General features: G+C 39.3%; 16 protein-coding genes and 1 tRNA gene. 10 read left to right on the top strand and 7 right to left on the bottom strand.

Annotated features, from left to right (window positions below):
* Positions 1-6 precede the first annotated feature (6 nt).
* The 5 genes from RM552_RS02760 to RM552_RS02740 are packed head-to-tail and all read left to right on the top strand — an operon-like array spanning position 7 to position 5,214.
* Positions 7-1,515 carry an O-antigen ligase family protein gene (locus RM552_RS02760; protein WP_311367265.1) on the top strand — a complete coding sequence of 503 codons (1,509 nt, stop codon included), beginning with the start codon at positions 7-9 and terminating at the stop codon, positions 1,513-1,515.
* Positions 1,515-2,540 (top strand): sulfotransferase, encoded by a 1,026-nt coding sequence (locus RM552_RS02755; protein WP_311367264.1) that lies wholly within the window; start codon positions 1,515-1,517, stop codon positions 2,538-2,540. The genes RM552_RS02760 and RM552_RS02755 overlap by 1 nt, the downstream gene beginning before the upstream one ends.
* A complete protein-coding gene (locus RM552_RS02750) occupies positions 2,537-4,048 on the top strand; it encodes an oligosaccharide flippase family protein (RefSeq protein WP_311367263.1) in 1,512 nt (503 codons plus the stop codon). The genes RM552_RS02755 and RM552_RS02750 overlap by 4 nt, the downstream gene beginning before the upstream one ends.
* Positions 4,032-4,598 (top strand): serine O-acetyltransferase, encoded by a 567-nt coding sequence (locus tag RM552_RS02745; protein ID WP_311367262.1) that lies wholly within the window; start codon positions 4,032-4,034, stop codon positions 4,596-4,598. The genes RM552_RS02750 and RM552_RS02745 overlap by 17 nt, the downstream gene beginning before the upstream one ends.
* Positions 4,564-5,214 (top strand): hypothetical protein, encoded by a 651-nt coding sequence (locus RM552_RS02740; protein WP_311367261.1) that lies wholly within the window; start codon positions 4,564-4,566, stop codon positions 5,212-5,214. The genes RM552_RS02745 and RM552_RS02740 overlap by 35 nt, the downstream gene beginning before the upstream one ends.
* Before the next feature lie 6 nt (positions 5,215-5,220).
* Here the strand turns inward: RM552_RS02740 and RM552_RS02735 are convergent, their stop codons facing one another.
* The 3 genes from RM552_RS02735 to RM552_RS02725 are packed head-to-tail and all read right to left on the bottom strand — an operon-like array spanning position 5,221 to position 8,525.
* Positions 5,221-6,453: a class I SAM-dependent methyltransferase gene (locus RM552_RS02735; RefSeq protein ID WP_311367260.1), complete on the bottom strand. Its 1,233-nt coding sequence runs from the start codon at positions 6,451-6,453 to the stop codon at positions 5,221-5,223.
* 1 nt (position 6,454) lies between these two features.
* Positions 6,455-7,588, bottom strand: coding sequence for a CDP-glucose 4,6-dehydratase (rfbG, locus tag RM552_RS02730; RefSeq protein WP_311367259.1), 1,134 nt, complete (start codon positions 7,586-7,588; stop codon positions 6,455-6,457).
* Positions 7,572-8,525 carry an NAD-dependent epimerase/dehydratase family protein gene (locus tag RM552_RS02725; protein WP_311367258.1) on the bottom strand — a complete coding sequence of 318 codons (954 nt, stop codon included), beginning with the start codon at positions 8,523-8,525 and terminating at the stop codon, positions 7,572-7,574. The genes rfbG and RM552_RS02725 overlap by 17 nt, the downstream gene beginning before the upstream one ends.
* A gap of 366 nt (positions 8,526-8,891) precedes the next feature.
* Here RM552_RS02725 and RM552_RS02720 point away from each other — a divergent pair, with 366 nt between their 5' ends.
* Together RM552_RS02720 and RM552_RS02715 are read left to right on the top strand one after the other, a co-directional pair.
* On the top strand, positions 8,892-9,524 hold the full coding sequence (locus RM552_RS02720) for a hypothetical protein (RefSeq protein ID WP_311367257.1): 633 nt from the start codon (positions 8,892-8,894) through the stop codon (positions 9,522-9,524).
* Between the two features lie 55 nt (positions 9,525-9,579).
* On the top strand, positions 9,580-10,518 hold the full coding sequence (locus tag RM552_RS02715) for a UDP-glucuronic acid decarboxylase family protein (RefSeq protein ID WP_311367256.1): 939 nt from the start codon (positions 9,580-9,582) through the stop codon (positions 10,516-10,518).
* 25 nt (positions 10,519-10,543) lie between these two features.
* Here RM552_RS02715 and RM552_RS02710 read toward each other — a convergent pair whose 3' ends face one another.
* Both RM552_RS02710 and RM552_RS02705 read right to left on the bottom strand, forming a co-directional pair.
* Positions 10,544-11,728, bottom strand: coding sequence for a glycosyltransferase family 4 protein (locus RM552_RS02710; protein WP_311367255.1), 1,185 nt, complete (start codon positions 11,726-11,728; stop codon positions 10,544-10,546).
* Complete coding sequence (locus tag RM552_RS02705) at positions 11,718-13,388, bottom strand: WecB/TagA/CpsF family glycosyltransferase (protein ID WP_311367254.1); 1,671 nt, start codon at positions 13,386-13,388, stop codon at positions 11,718-11,720. Before RM552_RS02705 ends, RM552_RS02710 begins: the two co-directional genes overlap by 11 nt.
* Before the next feature lie 123 nt (positions 13,389-13,511).
* Here RM552_RS02705 and RM552_RS02700 point away from each other — a divergent pair, with 123 nt between their 5' ends.
* Both RM552_RS02700 and RM552_RS02695 read left to right on the top strand, forming a co-directional pair.
* Positions 13,512-15,800, top strand: a complete 2,289-nt coding sequence (locus tag RM552_RS02700; RefSeq protein WP_311367253.1) for a hypothetical protein — start codon at positions 13,512-13,514, stop codon at positions 15,798-15,800.
* A gap of 49 nt (positions 15,801-15,849) precedes the next feature.
* Positions 15,850-16,821 carry a glycosyltransferase family 2 protein gene (locus RM552_RS02695; RefSeq protein ID WP_311367252.1) on the top strand — a complete coding sequence of 324 codons (972 nt, stop codon included), beginning with the start codon at positions 15,850-15,852 and terminating at the stop codon, positions 16,819-16,821.
* Between the two features lie 8 nt (positions 16,822-16,829).
* Here RM552_RS02695 and RM552_RS02690 read toward each other — a convergent pair whose 3' ends face one another.
* Positions 16,830-17,714, bottom strand: coding sequence for a fatty acid desaturase family protein (locus tag RM552_RS02690; RefSeq protein WP_311367251.1), 885 nt, complete (start codon positions 17,712-17,714; stop codon positions 16,830-16,832).
* 210 nt (positions 17,715-17,924) lie between these two features.
* Between RM552_RS02690 and RM552_RS02685 the strand changes: the two genes are divergently transcribed.
* Positions 17,925-18,000: transfer RNA gene (locus RM552_RS02685), tRNA-Arg, on the top strand.
* Positions 18,001-18,088: 88 nt separating this feature from the next.
* Here the strand turns inward: RM552_RS02685 and RM552_RS02680 are convergent.
* Positions 18,089-18,958, bottom strand: coding sequence for an alpha/beta hydrolase (locus RM552_RS02680; RefSeq protein ID WP_311367250.1), 870 nt, complete (start codon positions 18,956-18,958; stop codon positions 18,089-18,091).
* Positions 18,959-19,153: the final 195 nt, after the last annotated feature.

Below are 19,153 nucleotides of genomic sequence, written 5' to 3'. Positions count from 1 at the left end.
TTTGTCATGTCGTATTATACCTCTTCAAGCAAAGATAAGTTTCATTCGCTACTAGCCGTCTTTTTTGCTTTGTGTTTTGGCATGGCTCTATTACTAGTACTAATTGTTGGCGGCTTTAAGCTGGTGCTAGTCGCTGTGCTAGGCGTGCTAATGGCAGCCATGTTGATTTTATCTTCCAATCCTAGGTTATTGCTACTCTGGCTATTGGTATTCTCTTTGCCATTAGCGTTAAGTAAGCAATTTGGCGAAATTGTTTTTAAAGGTGGTGGTGAACAAGCTTTTCGACTCGAATTATTTGATTTATTTGTTGGAATCTTATTAATTTTTCAATTAAAGGATGCCTTGCAAAAAGACTCTCCTGGATATCGAATCCCTAAAGTCATTTGGCTTTGGCTTTTAATAATTGTAATCGGAATAGTGGATGTTATACAGGGCCCTTGGCGCACCTCTGGCTCACATGAGCTTCTGCGAATGGCAAAGGTTGCGTTACTTTTTGTCGTACTTGTAAACGAACTCAAAACACCTAAACACATTTATAGTTGTATTTTGCCACTCGCATTAGGTATCGCGCTACAAAGTAGTATCGGGATATTACAATATTTGAAAGGTAATTTGCTTGGACTAGAATTTTTAGGTGAAACAACGTCAAAAACCATAGAGAACTTGGCTTATACTTCCGTGCAAGGTTCATTGGCATTTAGACCAAGTGCCCTATTATTGCATGCTAATATTTTCGGCATATACATTGCCGTGATCCTTCCTGTTCTGATTGGGTCATTTCTGCTCTTTAAACAATTTTGGTTTAGGGTCTTGCTAGCTGGAGCGATTTCTCTTGGATTGTGTGGTTTGATATTGTCACAAAGCCGTTCTGCTTGGGTAGGTTTTGCAATCGGATATATGGTATTGATGATATTAATGATTAGTCACCGAACGTTAAGCAATCGTGCCCTCATCGCAACCATTACCTCATGCGTTGGGATGTTTGTGGTGTTAATTCCATTTGCGGGGAAAATATTTAATCGATTATTCGCCAGTAAAGATGACGCCACTGTAGGTCGCCAAGTGTTTATGGAGGACTTTTTCAGACTCATACAAGATCACTGGTTATTTGGTGTCGGTATAAACTCCTATACATTAGAGCTACCGCCCTATTTGAGCTTTTCTGAAAGTATCTACAATGGATGGATTCCGCCTGTACACAATATTTACTTTTTGTGGTGGGGAGAACTGGGTATTTTGGGGCTCTTTTTACATATGTGGTTTTGGTTGTATATCATATGGGCTGGGTTTAAAAACTTAAAAATTAAACATGAAGGTTTATTTGTTATCAACGTTGGCTGTTTGGCCGCTATGTTTGTATTTGCATTTGATGGTTTTTTAAGCTTTTCGTTAAGGGTTAGTCAACCTCTCCGAGTATTTCTTTTGTTATCTGCAATTATTGTAGTTATTCACTATTGGCGCCAAGTGATGGATAAACAGCAATTAACAAATACCATTAACGCAAGGAGAGCTTAATGAACACTCAAGAGGCGTTAAAAAACGCCCAAAGCTTTCCTATCAACCAAAACAAAAAGTTGATATCAGAAACGCAAGAATCTGACACCAAGTTACCTGACAAACCCCTAATATTTATTATGGGCTTACACCGTTCTGGCACAACCTTCTTGTATGAGAGTCTTACTGAATACTATGGAACGGCAAAACTTAGTATCTTTGATATCGTGTATTTTCCTGAATTACTCAACATTTCAAAAAACAATGCGGAGAATGAATACAAGCATGCATTGTCTTCTTTTTTTCATGCCTTAGCATATTCAAAACGGGGCAATGATAGTATTTCACTTGGACCCAATACAGCCGAAGAATATGGTTGGATTCTTAAACGTTGGGGAAGCGCTTTTTCATGCAACCAAAAGACATTACCCTTAATGCGACAAATAATACATAAACTGTCTGCAATAAATACTGATTCACAAGCCTTAATTTTAAAAAATCCATGGGATATCGGGCAAGGCAAATTTATTTCGGACAATTTTCCCGAGGCAAAATTTATTTATATTAAGCGCTCACCCAAAGAAATTCTAAATTCTGAAATTAACAATGCTTTACATTTTACAGAGACCAAGGATCCTCTACTTTCGCTGTTATCAAATAGTATTCCGATTACTAGAAGACTCACAAAAACATTTACAATCTTACGCCTACTGCTTGGCCGTAGAGTTTTTACTAAACTAATTGCAAAATTAATGACTGGCGATATCGTCAATAATCTCCAAAAATACCAACATGATATAAAGCAGATAGAAAAAAGCAAAGTCTTTGAATTAGACTATTCGGATTTAATAGATAACGCTCACGATACCTATACCGCGCTAACACAATTTTTAAGGTTAACACCTAAAGTTGCATCCGAAATACCCAAAGCTCATCGTTCCAAAAAACCTGTGAGTGAGGTAGTTGAAAGCGCTAGCGTTAAATTAAACGCACAGCTGCTGGCATCTGATTTAAGCCGTTTTATTTCATCCAAACATAATTCATGAATCATCATAAAGGTAAGGAAAATTCTGAATTAGCCGACTCTGACGCCGGTGAATTTTCTGCTTCGGATGGACAAAATCATACCAATTGGAAGCTGTTAAAAAATGGCGTCGCTTTATCACTTGGTCGAAATCTAAACTCTATACTGCGACTGGTCATTGCAGCAATAATTGCTCGACAATTTGGTGCCGATACTTTTGCTGAATATTCGTTGCTGTTAGCCATAATGATGATTGCTGAATGGTTTATGGATTTTGGTACCACCGATGTGTTTGTGAGAGAAGTGAGTAAAGACAAAGCATCTTTTAGCCAGAGACTGGCCTCTTTGTGTTTACTTAAAAGTGTGCAAATACCTCTCGGAATAGCAGCAATGATAGCCATGCTTGCCATATTTCATACCACGGTTGATATGATGAGAGCCGGCATATTTATTGCGATAGGACTATTTGCATATGGCTTTGTCAGCGTCTATCGAACCGTTTTTAAAATACATTTGACGATGGAAAAAGAGATGCTAGCTGAATTCATCTCGATTGTCTTAACAATCCCATTCATATGGTTAGCGCTTTATCTGGATCAGGGTATTCTAGGTATCGCTTTTTGTCTTGGTTTATCCCGAGCTAGCTTTTTAGCTTTTTGTGTTTATTTTTCTGAACGACGTTTTTTAACACTGACAGGCTCAAGCTTTGCACAAGCTAAAGACCTTTGGAATGCTTCATATCTTATTGGCTTTATTGGTTTATTTTCAGTGTTAAACAATGCTATCGAAATATTAATGTTAACGAAATTTAGTTCATTAACCGATGTTGCTATTTTCTCTGCTGCGCAAAAACTAGTATGGCCGTTATTCATGATTTTATCGGCTGTTGGCACCGTATTTTATCCGGTTTTAGCTAGGTATTGGATAGACAACAAGAAGAAATTTTATACTGCCACACAACAGGCATTTTCGATTATTGCCTTGCTCGGATTTCTTGCGGTTTCTGGAATTTATTCAGGGGCAGATTTTATGATGTCATTAATTAGCCCTGAATTGATCATAGGTGTCGATGCCTTACATTTGTTAATGCTCATGTGTTTGTTTAAGTCATTTTCGGCATCACTGGGACCGATTTTATTTATTGCTGGCGCCGTAAAAACAGCCTTTACCTTTTTTACGTTCGCCGTCATTGTGAAAATTATATTGCTTTTAATAATCACGGGAGACTATGGGTATTTTGGCACAGCTGTCGTTTCTGTCTCAGTAGAGTTATTTATTGTATTTCCTTTAACCCTGTTTTACCTTAAGACAAAAGCGCAATGTAGCATCAATTTTGTTTCGGCAGGCTTGCTTTGTTTAACCTGTGCAATCACTATATTGGTCTTTGAGTATTTGATTGAACTGCCCAGTGCAGCTGAATTGGTTTTGGCGCCAATCTCAATGCTTGGCATGGTGCTATTAACTAAACAAACCAGTATTGCCAAGGTCATGTCGATAATAAGGCTGCGTAACGATGTATCCGAGTCCTAGAATTACATTTAAAGAAGTTAAACGCCGACTAAAAGTTGATCATGAGCGCTTGCTCAGCATTCTTAACAGACAATCGACATATAAGCGCACACGTGCATGGTTACATCCTAGTTTTCAAGCGGTATTTCTGTTTCGTATTGCTAATTATTGCAGAGCCAGATCATGGAATACTCTAGGACGCTTGATATGGCAATTCAATTTATTTTGGACAGGCGCTGATATTAGTGAGCACGCTGATATTCTAGAAGGTTTTGTAGTCATGCATCCCATTGGCGTTGCTGTGATGGGTACTGCTGGCAAAAATTTAAGTTTAGGTGCATGTGCTGGGTTAGGTGGAGAAACAGGCAAGACAGAGGACATTGGCGCTGGACCTGGATTTTGTTTACTTGGCGACAATATTACTATTGCATCCCATAGCGGCGTGTTAGGGCCTGTAAGTATTGGCGACAATGTAAATATTGGTGCAGTAGTGGTTGTTACGCGCAATATAGAAAGCAATACTGATGTGCTTTCTTATGAAATTAGAACGCTGTCGAATGCCAAAACCTAAGAGTAACGATTCTTTCAATTGCAGAAAATATGGGCACGCTTCTTGGCGAGGGATGTGGTTTAACGTGCGTCAAGATATAAATCGTTATCTAAATAAATCACCACTTAATAGAGCACTCGGAAAAAGCTGGAAACGCAAGTTAAGCGCTTTTTTAACACCCGAAATTTTATGTCTCTTCATTTATCGATTATCTCACTTTTTACATGTGAATGATTGGAATCTACTCGGACGGTTTGTTGCACGCATCAATTTATCTCTATTTAAAGTACATATTCCGTCACATAGTTGCATTGGCCCCGCTTGCAGGTTATCTCACCCACCTGGAGTGGTTTTTGAAGGTAGAGCCGGTAGAAATTTGACTATTTTTTCACTTGCAATTTGCCAAGCAGGCAGCGATTTCATTTCACCCAACTTAGATATTTGCCCACAATTGGGCAATCATGTGCAACTAGGGGCATATACGGTTACCACTGGCCAGATAAGTCTTCAAGATGGTGTAAGGCTGTACCCAGTGTTAGCCGTTGATAGCGATATCACGAAAGAAAAGCTCGTTATCAGAAAAAAGCCTCACTACAAAAAAGTAGTGAGGCATACAGTGCGTAACATGAATAATTAAGGATTGTTAGTCAGATATAATTTCTGGATAAGGCAGCGGCATAATAAATTCGCCCTTAAATCCGTAATCATTTCTCAGTAGATTGATTATTTCAGTTTTAAAATTCCAAGCGCCTATAAGCACATAATCCGGATCCATATCCATGAGCTCTTTCGGACTTACAACAGGTATATGTACTCCAGGGCAAAGTAAGCCTTGTTTTCTATCGTTTGCATCACCGCAAGCTGAAATTAAATCCGTTTTTATATCGCAATAGTTAAGCATGGTCATATACTTCGCGGCAGCGCCATAGGACACAACTTTTTTACCGTCGGACTTTAGTTTTTCTAACAAAGCAACTAAGTCGCGGCGTTGTTTATTAACGTCTTTAGTAAACGAGCGCCAGCCCTCGATACTATTCAAACCAATAAACTCTTCAAATGCTCGCATTGAGTGATCATTTGCAGGTGTTTCATTTTCCTCATGTTTAACTTCACAAAGCAATGAACCACCATTCATATGCACAAAATCCACGTCGGTAATTTTTAAGCCAAAACGTTTGAATAAATTGTGCAAAGAACCCACCGTTAGGTATGACAAATGTTCATGGAAAATAGTGTCGTACTGCAATTCAGCGCGCAGCATATAGGCATATGGTAGTTCTAACACCAAAGTACCTTCTGGTGCTAAAAGCTTCTTCATTCCAGCGATTAAATCTTGCAGCTCACTTGAATGCCCAAGTACATTTCGAGCAACCATCACTTCTGGCTTTTCGCGCGTCTCTAGTATTTTATCGACAACTTTCACGCCAAAAAAATCGCGAATCGACGGAACACCTCGATCATTGGCTTCTTGTGCAAAATTAGATGGATCGACACCTAAGATATCAAAGCCTACATCACGATAGTGCTCTAAAAAGAAGCCGTCATTGCTTGCTACCTCAACTAAAAATGGTTGCTTTTCATCACTGCCAAATTTTTCCCATAAGCGTGTAGATAATTTTTCAGCGTGTGCTTTCGCACCTGCCGACGTAGATGTCATCCACAAATAGTTGCTGAATAACTTCGTGCGATCAACCTCGTCCTTTATTTGAAGCAAATCGCATTCTGGACACATTACCAGCGACAATGGCTCTCGATTTTGATCAGCGGTATCACTTAGATCTTTTATGAAAGCATTAGCCAATGGGACATCTCCCATGTCTAACACCATATGATATTTTTCATGATTGCATGCCAAGCATTTAAAAGAATCTGTCATTTTATTCTCCTACAGTGTTAGTTTGTTGAGCCCATGTTTGGCCTGCGGTTTCTGCATCAGCGGTATATTGTTGTATTTGTTTTAAGACTAGGTCATACATATCAGTATTCGAATTTGACAAATATAATTGATACCACTCTACGATAGCATCTAATACAGTAGGTACACTCCAAATTGCTTTCCAATCAAGTTCGCTGAGTGCTTTACTGCAATCCAATTTGAGTAACTTTGACTCTGCGCCTGATTTATCCTCATCTATTATGAGTTTCGTGTCATCAGAATTCCAACGTTTTAAAAGGCCATGAACGATGTCTTTTACTGTCCAAATGTCGTCATTCTTAGGTCCAAAGTTCCACCCCCCAAGAAAGGTCTCAGGGTCTTCAGCCAGCTTAACCCCTAACCATAAATAACCACTCAACGGTTCAAGAACATGTTGCCAAGGTCTTGTTGACTTGGGGCTTCTGATAATAACGTTTTGTTTAGAATCAATTGCTCGTATAATATCTGGGATAATCCTGTCAGCGGCCCAATCACCGCCCCCAATCACATTCCCTGCTCTGACCGAAGCAATGGGTGTGACCTTGCTTGAGCCCGCTGACAATTGATAACGAGAATCACTTAAACAGCTTACCACTAGCTCTGCGCATGCTTTACTTGAACTATATGGGTCCATGCCGCCAAGTTCGTCCGTTTCTCTATACCCCCATTGCCAATTTTGATTCTTGTAGCACTTGTCGCTCGTCACAGAGATAACGGCCTGAACTGACTCGCATTTGCGTGCTGCTTCTAGCACATTAACTGTACCAATAACATTTACAGCATATGTGTCGGCAGGCTGGTCGATTGAATAGCGCACAAGAGACTGCGCAGCCAAATGAAAAACGATATCTGGATTGTAGGTTTCAAATACTTCCTCTAGATGTTTAGCATCGCAAACATCCCCTTCAACATGCGTTATCCTATTTTCCATATGACACGCTTCAAAGTTACTAGGCTCACTTGGTGGATCAAGGGCATAGCCTATGACATCTGCATTTAACTGCCTTAACCAAGCTGTTAACCATACTCCCTTAAAACCAGTATGTCCGGTAATCAATACTTTCTTACCCGCGTAAAATTCAGCTAAGCGATTCATTCTTTTTTCCTTTTCTGGATTGCTCTTTTTGATACCATTCAATCGTGGCGCGCAAGCCTTCATTCAATGACCTTTTTGCTTGCCATGCTAAATTCTCAGTAATAAATTTTGATGGCGACAATACTGCTTGTTTTATAGTCGGTAAATCCACGCCTTCATCAATCACTTCGGTTGAAAGCGCAAGTAGAGTTGATAGTTCATCTATCACTCTTTGTATTGAAACAGATTCTGTATTACACAACACTAAATTTTCTGGAAGATTTCCTTCGGTACTATTATATTCCGTCAAAGACAATATCGCGTCAACTGCATCCTCGACAAAAAGTAAATTACTTTGCGTTTTTAATGAACTGCGTAATGTAATCTTTTGATCTTTTAATATTTGTGTGAGCAAGGACATTACCAAACGGCTATTATGCCTCTCTCCCGGGCCATAAATATTCCCCAACCTCAACGAAAAACTATTCAATCCGGTCGCTTTTGCAAAATTCCGCTCTATTATCTCTGCGCAATATTTTGAAGCCGCATATGAGTTTAAAAAAATATTATCTGCATTGCAGCATGCTGCTGTGCTTGCAAGCATTATTGATGCTTTGGAGTTGATTTCGCTTAACGTACGCATTAAATGTAAAGTGCCTACTGTATTAACTGCAAAAGTATCGGCAATCTCGCTATGCCCCACTTGGCTCTGACCAGCAAAGTGCAACACAGCATCAAAATCTTGTCCATTTATCGCCTGCTTTATGCTTTCTATATCTTGCAAGGTCCCACATGCGACTTTCACTTTGGTAGCATCACTTATGTCGACACCAAAGTCCGGATTTGAGGTGAATATTGTGATTTGACTGTCTTGGTTAATCAGCCTTTTGAGAACTCGGCTACCGACAATACCGGATGCTCCGGTCAGAAACACATTTTTCCCTCGCCAAAAGGACATCCTGTCTCCTTATATAATTTACTTTTAAATATACAGCGCATCAAACGCAACGATGATTCTCGTAGCACTTCGCTGCAAACACTTGACGCATACTATCGCTTAAAATAAAACTATTCTCAATATCGGAAAAGTAAATTCTTGCAATTCAACTGAAGAAATCTCTATTTAGTAAAATTTTGCATCATAAAAAGTGTCAGGATTTTTTACACTTTTCATTTTTAAACTGGTTAAAAACCAATGGCTTCGATGTATATCATTGTTTCTATTGCACTTTAATCAAGCGGCTTAATATTTGCATGAATTTCAAGTATAAGTATAACTTTTCATCATTTTTAATTTTAAAATACAAAAGCCCTAGGAATTCACATGAAACCATACCTCTATGTTGTCGCTTGTATTTCATTGTTTGTTTCACTTACAGCAAACGCCGCTTTTATCGCTAACCCTGATCCATCAACGCTAGCGGATGATATTGATGGCACAGGCTACTTTGCTGCAGACAATATTTTGTTTAGCACTGAAATCCTCGATATTGGCGAGGCAATACTAAATAATGGCAACATTTTTGGTTTTTACTTTGAAGGTAGTGACGTTTTAGATGCCAATAATCGCCATGTTATTTTTGGCAGCGATGATGGCGATAACTCTGAAGCGGTCGTGAATTTCGCAAATGGTATTGTGGTAGATGTTGATCAAGGCGTTGTACAAAACAGTTTCTCAGGTACTGGTAATATAGGCTTTTTTGTTCAATTATCGGCATTTGGAAATGGCTTGCTTTTCTCTGATGCATCATTAAACGCTGGCAACATTGACTATTTTGGTGCTTTCGAACGCAATGCATCGCCTGGCACCTTTGCTCTACTCTTTGCTGATCCGACTAATCAAGATCTAATCGAGTTGGTTGTATCAGGCACCCTTGCACCGGTAGATGCGTCTAGTCCATCACTTTTTGCATTGCTAATGATTGGCATGTTTAGTATTCTAAAACGAAGAAAATAAATACATAATAGATTTCAATTATTGAAATAACTTGTCATAAGGACATGGATAATAAATGAAACGAGTATTGGTTACGGGAGGCGCGGGTTTTATAGGCTCCCATTTGTGCAAGCAGTTAGTCGAGCAAGGTCACGACGTATTATGCGTAGACAACCTGTTTACGGGTAACAAGAAAAATATCCAAGCTTTGTTTGACTGTTACAATTTTGAATTTGTTCGTCACGATGTTACTTTCCCACTTTATGTCGAAGTAGACGAAATTTACAATTTAGCGTGTCCCGCATCTCCTGTTTATTATCAACACGATCCAGTGCAAACCCTGAAAACCTCCGTGCATGGTGCCATCAACATGCTTGGTTTGGCCAAACGAGTAGGTGCTAAAATACTTCAAGCATCAACGAGCGAGGTTTATGGTGATCCGCACGTGCACCCACAACCTGAATCATATTGGGGACGAGTTAATCCAATAGGCATTCGGTCATGTTATGACGAAGGAAAAAGGGCTGCAGAAACGCTGTTTGCTGATTATCGTCGCCAACACAATATCGACACGCGTATAATTCGTATTTTTAATACTTATGGTCCAAATATGCACCCGAATGACGGGCGCGTAGTCTCTAACTTTATTGTTCAAGCCTTGGCAAACGAAGATATCACCATTTACGGTGATGGCAAGCAAACGCGAAGCTTTCAATATATCGACGATTTATTGGCAGGCATGGTCGCGATGATGGATAATGAGGATGATTTTCACGGTCCAGTAAATATAGGCAATAACACTGAATTTTCGATGCGTGAATTGGCAGATGAAGTACTTTCTCTTATCCCAGAAAGCAAAAGTAAATTAGTATTCAAAGCACTTCCATTTGACGACCCTAAACAACGCAAACCAGATATTTCTCTTGCAAAAGAAAAACTTGATTGGGAGCCTACAATACCATTGAGAAAAGGTTTAGAGAAAACCATTGAGTATTTTAAAAGCTTCAACAACTAAGGTAACTGCGACATTTAGTGGTTTTTTATCTTAACACCCTATGATACACGGCTAGCGTTTTATTATAATTGGCGTCTAAGCTAAAATTCTCTATCGCATATTGCCGGCCGGCTTGCCCCAAGCGTGTACATTTTTCCGGATCATTCCACAAAGCTAACATTTTATCTGCTAAGTCACTTGAATTGCCTGCTTCAAAGAAAACACCCGTTTCATCTTCAATAATGAGATTATTTAAGGCACCAATTTTTGCCGCTAAAACTGGCACCCCATGCGCCATAGATTCTGCACCTACTACACCATAGGTTTCAAACCAATTGCTTGGAAAAACAAGAAATCGAGCATTGCGATAAAACTCGGCTAAATCTTCGCGACCATGCGTCACAATTGCATCAGCACTTTTTGGTAAATCAATATCGACAAAATGGTTTACATTTCTGGCAAGCTTAACCGGTACCTTACAAATATCCGCCGCGGCAAGCAAAGTATTTATCCCTTTCTCTTTCACAAAACGTCCTGCGAAAGAAGCGTATTGGCCTTGCTCGGCTTTAACTGAAGTGTCTGGTATTTCTATCGCATGAGGAATGGCTGATATATTATTATGTTCAATGTTCGCATGTTCCACCAACCATTCTTTAGTAAACTCTGAACACGTAATAAAATGGTCCACCGTATTTTTATACAATTGGCTTTTTCGCAATTTGTAGTTATAAGCAACATTAACGGCACTTTCATGGTAAGAATTTTTGCATTTGTTTAAAATACCGTGATATTCCTTCCCGCCAATACATTTTGTACAAAGCTTTCCGTTTAAAAAATGTGTTCTGGCAGGGCAAGTTAAATGGTAATCGTCACAAGTGAATACGACGGGAATTCCCCGTTCTTTACATATTTCTAGCACAAACGGTGAAATTAACGGAAAAAACTCATTAGCATGAACGATATCTGGATTAAAACTAGTTAGTTTTTGTTTAAATTCAGTAATCGATTTTGGGTTGTATAAGGATTTCAGCGCTGCATGTAAACCACCATTTAGCCCCTGAGGTAAGTCTTTACTAGATTTAGTAAATGAATCTACTATATGTCCCGCTTTTTTAAAGACTGAAATGGTAGCAAGCGTCGAAGCAAGGGACCCGCCCCCGCCTCTAGGTTGATTAAAAACATGTAAAATTTTAAGTTGATCAGACTTATTTGTTGTAAGATTACTCGACAAATTTAATTCCTTTCTGCTTTATTCGGCTTTTAATAATCTCTAAAAATGCTACCAATACATACTTGCTGTTGTAATAAGCGTAACGCTTAAACAAACGTCTAGGCTCAAGCGATAAACGGTATAACCATTGTAAACCTGATTTTTTCATCCATTCAGGGCAAGGTTTAGTTCTTCCAGATAGTAAATCGAAAAGGCTTCCGCAAGCGACCATTGGTGCACTAATACGCCCATTCACTGCAGACATCCAAACATCTTGTGCTGGTGTGCCAAGTGCCACCCAAACGACATCTGGCTTTAATTGATTGATGCGCTCTATAATTTGGTTCGTATATTCTGCAGAAACGGGTCTTTCCGGAGTTGGAAAGCAATCTAAAATTTTGATACCTGGATAACGTTTACGTAACTCTTCAGCTACTTCTTCGGGTTGACCTTCACGCCCACCAACTAATACTTGTGTCCAATTATCAAAACGTTCACAGCAATCGAGTACTAAATCGTCATTGTGCGCTCTTTCGCATTCAACACCCATCGCGCGTAATGTCCAGACAATAGGCATACCGTCGGTAGTCACAATATTTGCCTCATTAAGAATATCCCTATAATCTTTTTCCTCATAAGCCATTGTCAATCCAAAGGCATTCGCGCAACTCACATATCCACCTTGCTGCTTTTCTACCATGTCTGAAATAGTGTCAATAGTATGAGAGAAACTATACGCAGATACTTTAGTTTTCATCAATTTTACATTTATGTTCCTATCGCGGCGCCACCATGGCAATTTAACCATACGTTTCAATTTTCGAAAATACTGAACGAAGGGCCTAGAGACAAAATAAAATATTGACCCATTTTTTAATAATGTAAACAGCGCATCTTTATACTTTTTATCTTGTCTCCACAAACAATACGCTTTGAACGACTGGTGTACTTTACGTCTTTTGTTTAGCAGTTTAGGCGGAATAAACCGTTGCCATTGGTCCAATAACCATAATATTTCTGTCTGCATGACAACACCCCAGCGCATAGTCATGTTGCCATCAAACATACGGTAGTAACAACCCACCTCTTGAACAGCACCAACTTGTTGATTGTGCGCTAAGCGTAGATAAAAATAATAATCCGGACATGCACTTATTTGTTCAGGGACATCATCAATAGCAAGTAGTTCTTTTCGCTTAAAAACGGCAGAACCAATCGCAATAAAACAAGAATTTTTAAATAGTTCTAAAAATATATCGCCTTCAGGCAAAGGCTCATATTCATGTCGGTGATCGTACTCAATATAATCACCGCTATCGTAAAAACGTAAAGTACGCGCATAAATAAAACTATACTCACCCAACTTGCTTTTATTGATTATTTTTTCAAGGTGAGTGGGGGCCCATAAATCATCCTGATCAAGATAGGCAACCCAGTCCCCTTTTGCCTTTCTTAATGCGGCTTTACGAGAAGCTCCTAACCCTATATTGGTGTCTGATTGATATAGCGTAATACGATCATCTTCAATGCGACTGATTACATCTTTTGTATTATCTGTGGAACAATCATCCCAAATAATAATCTCAATATCTGTGAAGGTCTGTGAAGTAATGGAGTTTAAAGTTTCTTCGACAGTATTGCTGCCATTATACGTATTTACTATTACACTCACGCAGGTCATAATGCTATTTCCAAAAAGTTTGGCTTGCCGGAGCGGCTTTAGTTTGTTTAATGGTATCTCAAAGATGGACTCATGACTATCAGTACCAAACAACAAATAAGAATTTTTTTTAAAGGGAACAATATGCAAAACTCTCACCTGTCAACCTCAAAACTAATGGGCAAATTCTCTATCGCATTCTTTCTATGTCTACTGTTAGTAATTAGTTGTGGCGAAGGGAATGCAGGCGGTTTCGAAAGTGGCGGAATTCAAGCATTTCCAACCGAAGGTTTAAATGGTGAGTTTGTTCAAAATGGTGGTTTTGAGTTAAGCTCTACAACAGCTTCGGACATACCTTTAGCATGGGTCAGAAATCTAGGAACGACCGGTAAAAAAGGCTCGGTAGAACATTCGCAAAATGCTTTGTCCGGTCAATATGCACTAGCATTAATTCCGAATAAAAATAATGACAAAAACCAACCCTTGGCCGTTGCGCAAGAAATTAACACTACAAACTTGCAAGGTAAGACTCTACATTTTGGCGCTAATATGTCTGTTCAAGGCGGTGCCAACGCACTAGTAGGCTTAGTGAGTGTTGTTGATGGTAAAACCGGTGAGTTTAAGATGCTGTTCCACTCTGCGGCAGATAGTAGCTGGAAATTTTATCAAGACAGCTACGAAGTACCAATTGGCAATAATGTAAAACTCTATTTGTCTGTTTGGGTGTCAGGCGAATCTGGCCGAGCTTATTTTGACAATATTTCTGCCCGCTTAGATACTAATTTCAGCCAACCTACAAAAGTTGCCGAACAACCTAAAGCGGGCATCAACTATGACGGTAGCCCTTGGCGTCCCTCAGAAAACCCACAAACACTGCAAGCATCAATTGATGTTGATGGTGCAGATATAAAACATGATATTCCTTCTGCATTGTATGGTGGAAATATAGAATGGCGCTGGAATGCAACAAGTTTATGGCAAGAAGATAAACAACGAGTAGATCCGGAGATCACTCGATTATCTAAAAATATGGGTCTGCAACTTATTCGCTATCCTGGCGGTATTTATTCTGATTTCTATAATTGGCGTGACGGTATCGGACCCTATAATAAACGACCTAAAATAACTCATGAGGCAGGTAAAGCAGATGCCTCGGTGCCAAACTTTGGCACCGAAGAAGTAATTGCGATGGCCGAAGACATTGGCGCAGAGCTGATATTTACAGTTAATTTTACGAATGGCACCCCGCAAGACGCAGTAGATTGGATAAAATACGTTAACAAAGACCGTCTACGTGTCGAATATTGGGAAATTGGTAACGAGCAGTACATTAATAATGGCAACCATGTTTCTAAAGCCGTTACAGTATCACCAAAAGACTACGCTAAGAGAGCGTTAACATTTGCCAAAGCAATGCGTAAAGCTGACCCTCGGATAAAAATAGGCATCATTGGTGGTCTTAACGAGGGCTTGTATAAGCAAATGGACTATAAAAATTGGAACAGGATTGTCTATGACGAAATGCAAGGACACTTTGATTTTGTTTCAATTCATAATGCCTATGCACCTATTTTAACTGGCGACCATGCTGGCAAGCCCTTGAAGACTGTTTACAAAGCGATGATGGGACGTCCAATCGCTATTGCCAACAATTTAAAACGGATGGATCAAGAGTTGGCCGAATTTTACCCAAATGAAGCTGATAGACCCTTTATCGCAGTGACTGAATGGGGGCCAATTTTTCAATTCTTCCATGCGGGAGATTATGTCGATCACCCTAAGACACTCGGTTCTGCTATATTTTCGGCAAGTACGTTAAAAACATTTATCGAAAGTAAACCCACTAAAATGGCTGCATTTTGGATGCTCAATGATTTTAGTGTGCTCGGATGGCTGTCTTCTGCAAATAGCCGTTTCCCGCCCGATCCAGAGTGGATACCAACGCCTAGAGCCTATGCCTTTGAATTGTTTACCAAACATTTCGGCACACAAGTCATTGCTAGCACCACCGAGAGTCCAAAATTCAATACACCTTCTATTGGGTGGTCTGAAGGACAAAAAAATGTGCCCTATTTAGACGTAGTAGCAAGTGTTAGTGAAGATGGTGACACACTATATATTATGGGTATCAATAAACATTTTGATGCAGATATAGAAACCTCAATTAATTTGAGAAACTTTATTCCTGAGTCTGATGGGAAAAGCTGGATTTTGGGCGGCGTGAATATTGATTCACATACCGGTTCAAAAGTGATCGCAGTACCCAACTTAAAGTGGGGCAAACAAAAGTCTGATGAAGAAAATGGCCAATTTAATGAGGGCTCAATGAATCAGGTGACCTTAAATGATTATCCGTTAGATAATATAGGCAAAGAGTTTAGCTTTACTTTTCCCAAACATTCAGTGACCAGTATTGAACTAAAAAGAAAATAATGATTTGGCATAAAAATCAACTTTCAGATGATATTTTGAGGTTTTAAGAGTGAATACGCATCAGTTGCCAATGGCCAGCATAGTCATACCGGCATATGGGCGCACCGTACTGCTCGAAAAAGCAGTGCGTTCTTGTATAACACAGGATTATCCGGCTACGCTCTTTGAAGTCATTGTTGTAGATAGTTCTTCTAATGATGCTAACGAAAAGATGGTGAATGCGCTTGCAAGCGAATCACCATGTTCTATCAAATGTCTTCGCAAAAAAGCGGAAGGACCAGGGCCTTCTAGGACCCTAGGTGCTCAGAGCTCAAAAGGCGAATATATCGCTTTTATGGATAGCGATTGTGAAGCAAGTCCTAAGTGGCTACGTTCAGGTATATTGGCATTTGGAAAAAATGTCGGTTTAGTGCAAGGGCAAACCCTCCCGCAACCCGGGGCTCCCCATAACGTGTTTAATCGCTCATTTGAACTCAGACAAGAGAGTTTTATTTATGAGACCGTCAATATTTTTTATAGTAGGGAGGCATTTATGAAAGTGGGTTCATTTCGTGCCGATGAGGACCCTGAAAATTTAGTTGTTATGGGAGGCGAAGATACCGACTTTGCGTGGAAAGTTAAAAATTTAGGATATGCCAGTAAGTTTTCCTCTGACGCGACGGTATACCATGTCGTTGATGTTATTAGCCCAACCCAATGGTTATTTGATAAGCGCATGATGGTTGTTCCTCGAATTCCTAAAGACTTCCCTCAAACCAGAAAGTTTTTCTATCTTCGTTACTTCTTTGACCAGGTACAGGCAACATATTGCTTGGGGCTTATTGGGTTGATTGGTGTGTTATTTTCATGGTTTAGTTTATTACTCTTTTTACCTTATTGCTTTGTGCGTGGTAGCGAAAAAACGGTCGCAATGAAAGGCTTAAAACGATTGTTTAGAATAGGCTTTTATTTTTGTAAAGATTCTTGCAATTTTTTCCAATTGTTACGTGGCTCAATTAAGTATCGTAGCCTTTTGCTTTAAAAAGCTCATTAGACAATTAATTTTTCTATGGCCTCTCTATAATTCGCTGCAAAAGCTTCCTTACAATAATACTCATTTTCTTTTAGGCTTTTATGTAACCTAGGAATATTGTAATGCGGAACATTAGACACCAAATGATGTTCAACATGATAATTGTAGTTATGAGGCGCAACGAGCATGGCTAAGCCATTCTTTTTAACACTTCTAGCGCCTCTGAATGCATCTCTAGAAGGCTCCCTACCAGCATGTTCACAAATACCTCGAATGTGCATAAACATTGGAACCAAGGTGGTCATAGGCAACACCCAATACAAAAAATAAAACCACCACTTACCGGCCATAAAGCATAGGCTTATCAATCCAATATGCCATATGAGTCCGGGCACAAGAGAAGCAATCACCGTCACCAAAGCAATTTTATTTTTCCTTGCATAGTTTAAGTAATATAAATTTAGATATAACCAAGATAAGCCAAGTAGATCAGGTAGAAACTGCAACCACAATTTGTTTTTAGCAATAGGAAACTTTTCAATAAATACAAGATCTGGATCCTTCTTAGTCATCATATGTTTATGATGAAGAAAGTGAGCGTGTTTGTATGCATCAAAACTGATCCCTAAACATGCTCCCATAAAAGCTCTACCTATAAATAAATTTGCATTTTTACTTTTATATAAATTTAAATGACTCGCCTCGTGTGCTAGTACTCCTAATGCATTTTGCTGCCGAGCAATCAATAAAATAGCCACGAGAGTAATTGCGATATTATCTGTTTGCCATGCCACAATAAGAATGCAAAATAGAATAGAAATATCAAGAAATATGTATGCACTACTTTTCCAGAAACTCTTTTTTGTCAATGTTTTTAAATCAATATCTTGTAAGGTGTCCACATTGCTATCCTAGCTAAATCGCTCGAATACAGTATGCCATTTTGATCACTTTGACGCTAGCCATCCGCTCTTTTTATGATTGCTGCGGGATATTCGCTTTTGATTCACTTTTGCGTTTACAAAGAAAGTATCAGAGCTTTTTAACAAGTTAAAAAACCATATTTGCAGTTGTAATCGGGGCATTTTTGAAGCAAGATTAACGCCGTTGCACGGCCCTTAGTTTAACAGGATAAAACGATTCCCTCCTAAGGTATAGCTGGGGGTTCGAGTCCCTCAGGGCCGGCCATTTTTTTTCGATAATGATTAGTGCAACCCTCTCTTGAATCGATCAAACTTCAAGAGAGTTTCTCTGCTTCATCGATGACGTCTACACTTTATTCGAACCAAAAAGGCAAAACGTCGGGGTAATTCGCTGGCAAGATGTGGTCTGCATCAAAAACTATTTGCAACTTGGATTTCGTCGGCATGGCATTGAACAATTCCGAAAATTCAGATTGTGACGAATACTGATCTTGATTCGAGCTAAGCAACAACACGTTTTGATGTTTGATAAATTGCGCGGCATTTATGGGGGATACATACTCCATTTTTTCGTCAACATTGGGCGGAACAATGATCATCATTTTTTCAATACGTTGATCGGCTGCGGCTAAAAGGAGTGACATTTGTGCTCCCATGCTATACCCAACAACGTGTATTGGCATTCCTTTAAACTGCGGTTGTTCTGTAATCCAATTTAGTAGAAGCTTATAGTCTCTGATGCTGTTTTGCACCATGTCCAAGTACAATTCTGGGGCACCCGATTTCATGTTTCCCATGATAAGTTGCAGTGGTTTATCTACAAGTTTGCGTGAACCATGATACCTTGCATCCAGCGCCATAACTGCATATCCATTTTCATGTGCCATTTGAGCTATCTTGTTCGCTTGTGTGATTGTAGGTGAGCCATTAATTTCAGCGTTCCACCAACGTGGGTAGCTTCTTCCCATTGCGTGCAAAGCAATTAGAACGGGGTGCTTATCTGAGTTTGACGCAGGGTAGCTTATTTGACCGTTAACCTGCTCACCATCAAAGCTTTTATAACTTATTTGTGTTCTACCATTTTCTAACACAACTTGTTCTACCTGAACTACTGTGCCATCGGCAGAGTAAAAGTCTTGAAAGGGATTTGTATTCGTTTCTGCAAAAACACTTTGTGACACTAATAAAAACAGAAAGGCGCCGCGTTTAGACAGTTTAATCATTTTTGTTGTAACTCCATATTTAGTTTGGTTGAGAGAGAACCATACTCGTTTTATTGTGAAGCATATGTGAATTGACACAAAATTTTGGTGTGCAGCATTTTAAGTAATATCGTTGCTACTGCTTTTTCACATTTATTTCACAACATTAATTGAATAGTGGAACTCAGAATTAACTCGCTGTTTAGATGGCAAACG

The sequence above is a fragment of the Glaciecola petra genome, from assembly GCF_031846345.1.
Lineage (GTDB): Bacteria > Pseudomonadota > Gammaproteobacteria > Enterobacterales > Alteromonadaceae > Glaciecola > Glaciecola petra.
Note: the sequence above shows the minus strand (reverse complement) of the source record. Positions and strands in the feature narration are given on the sequence as shown.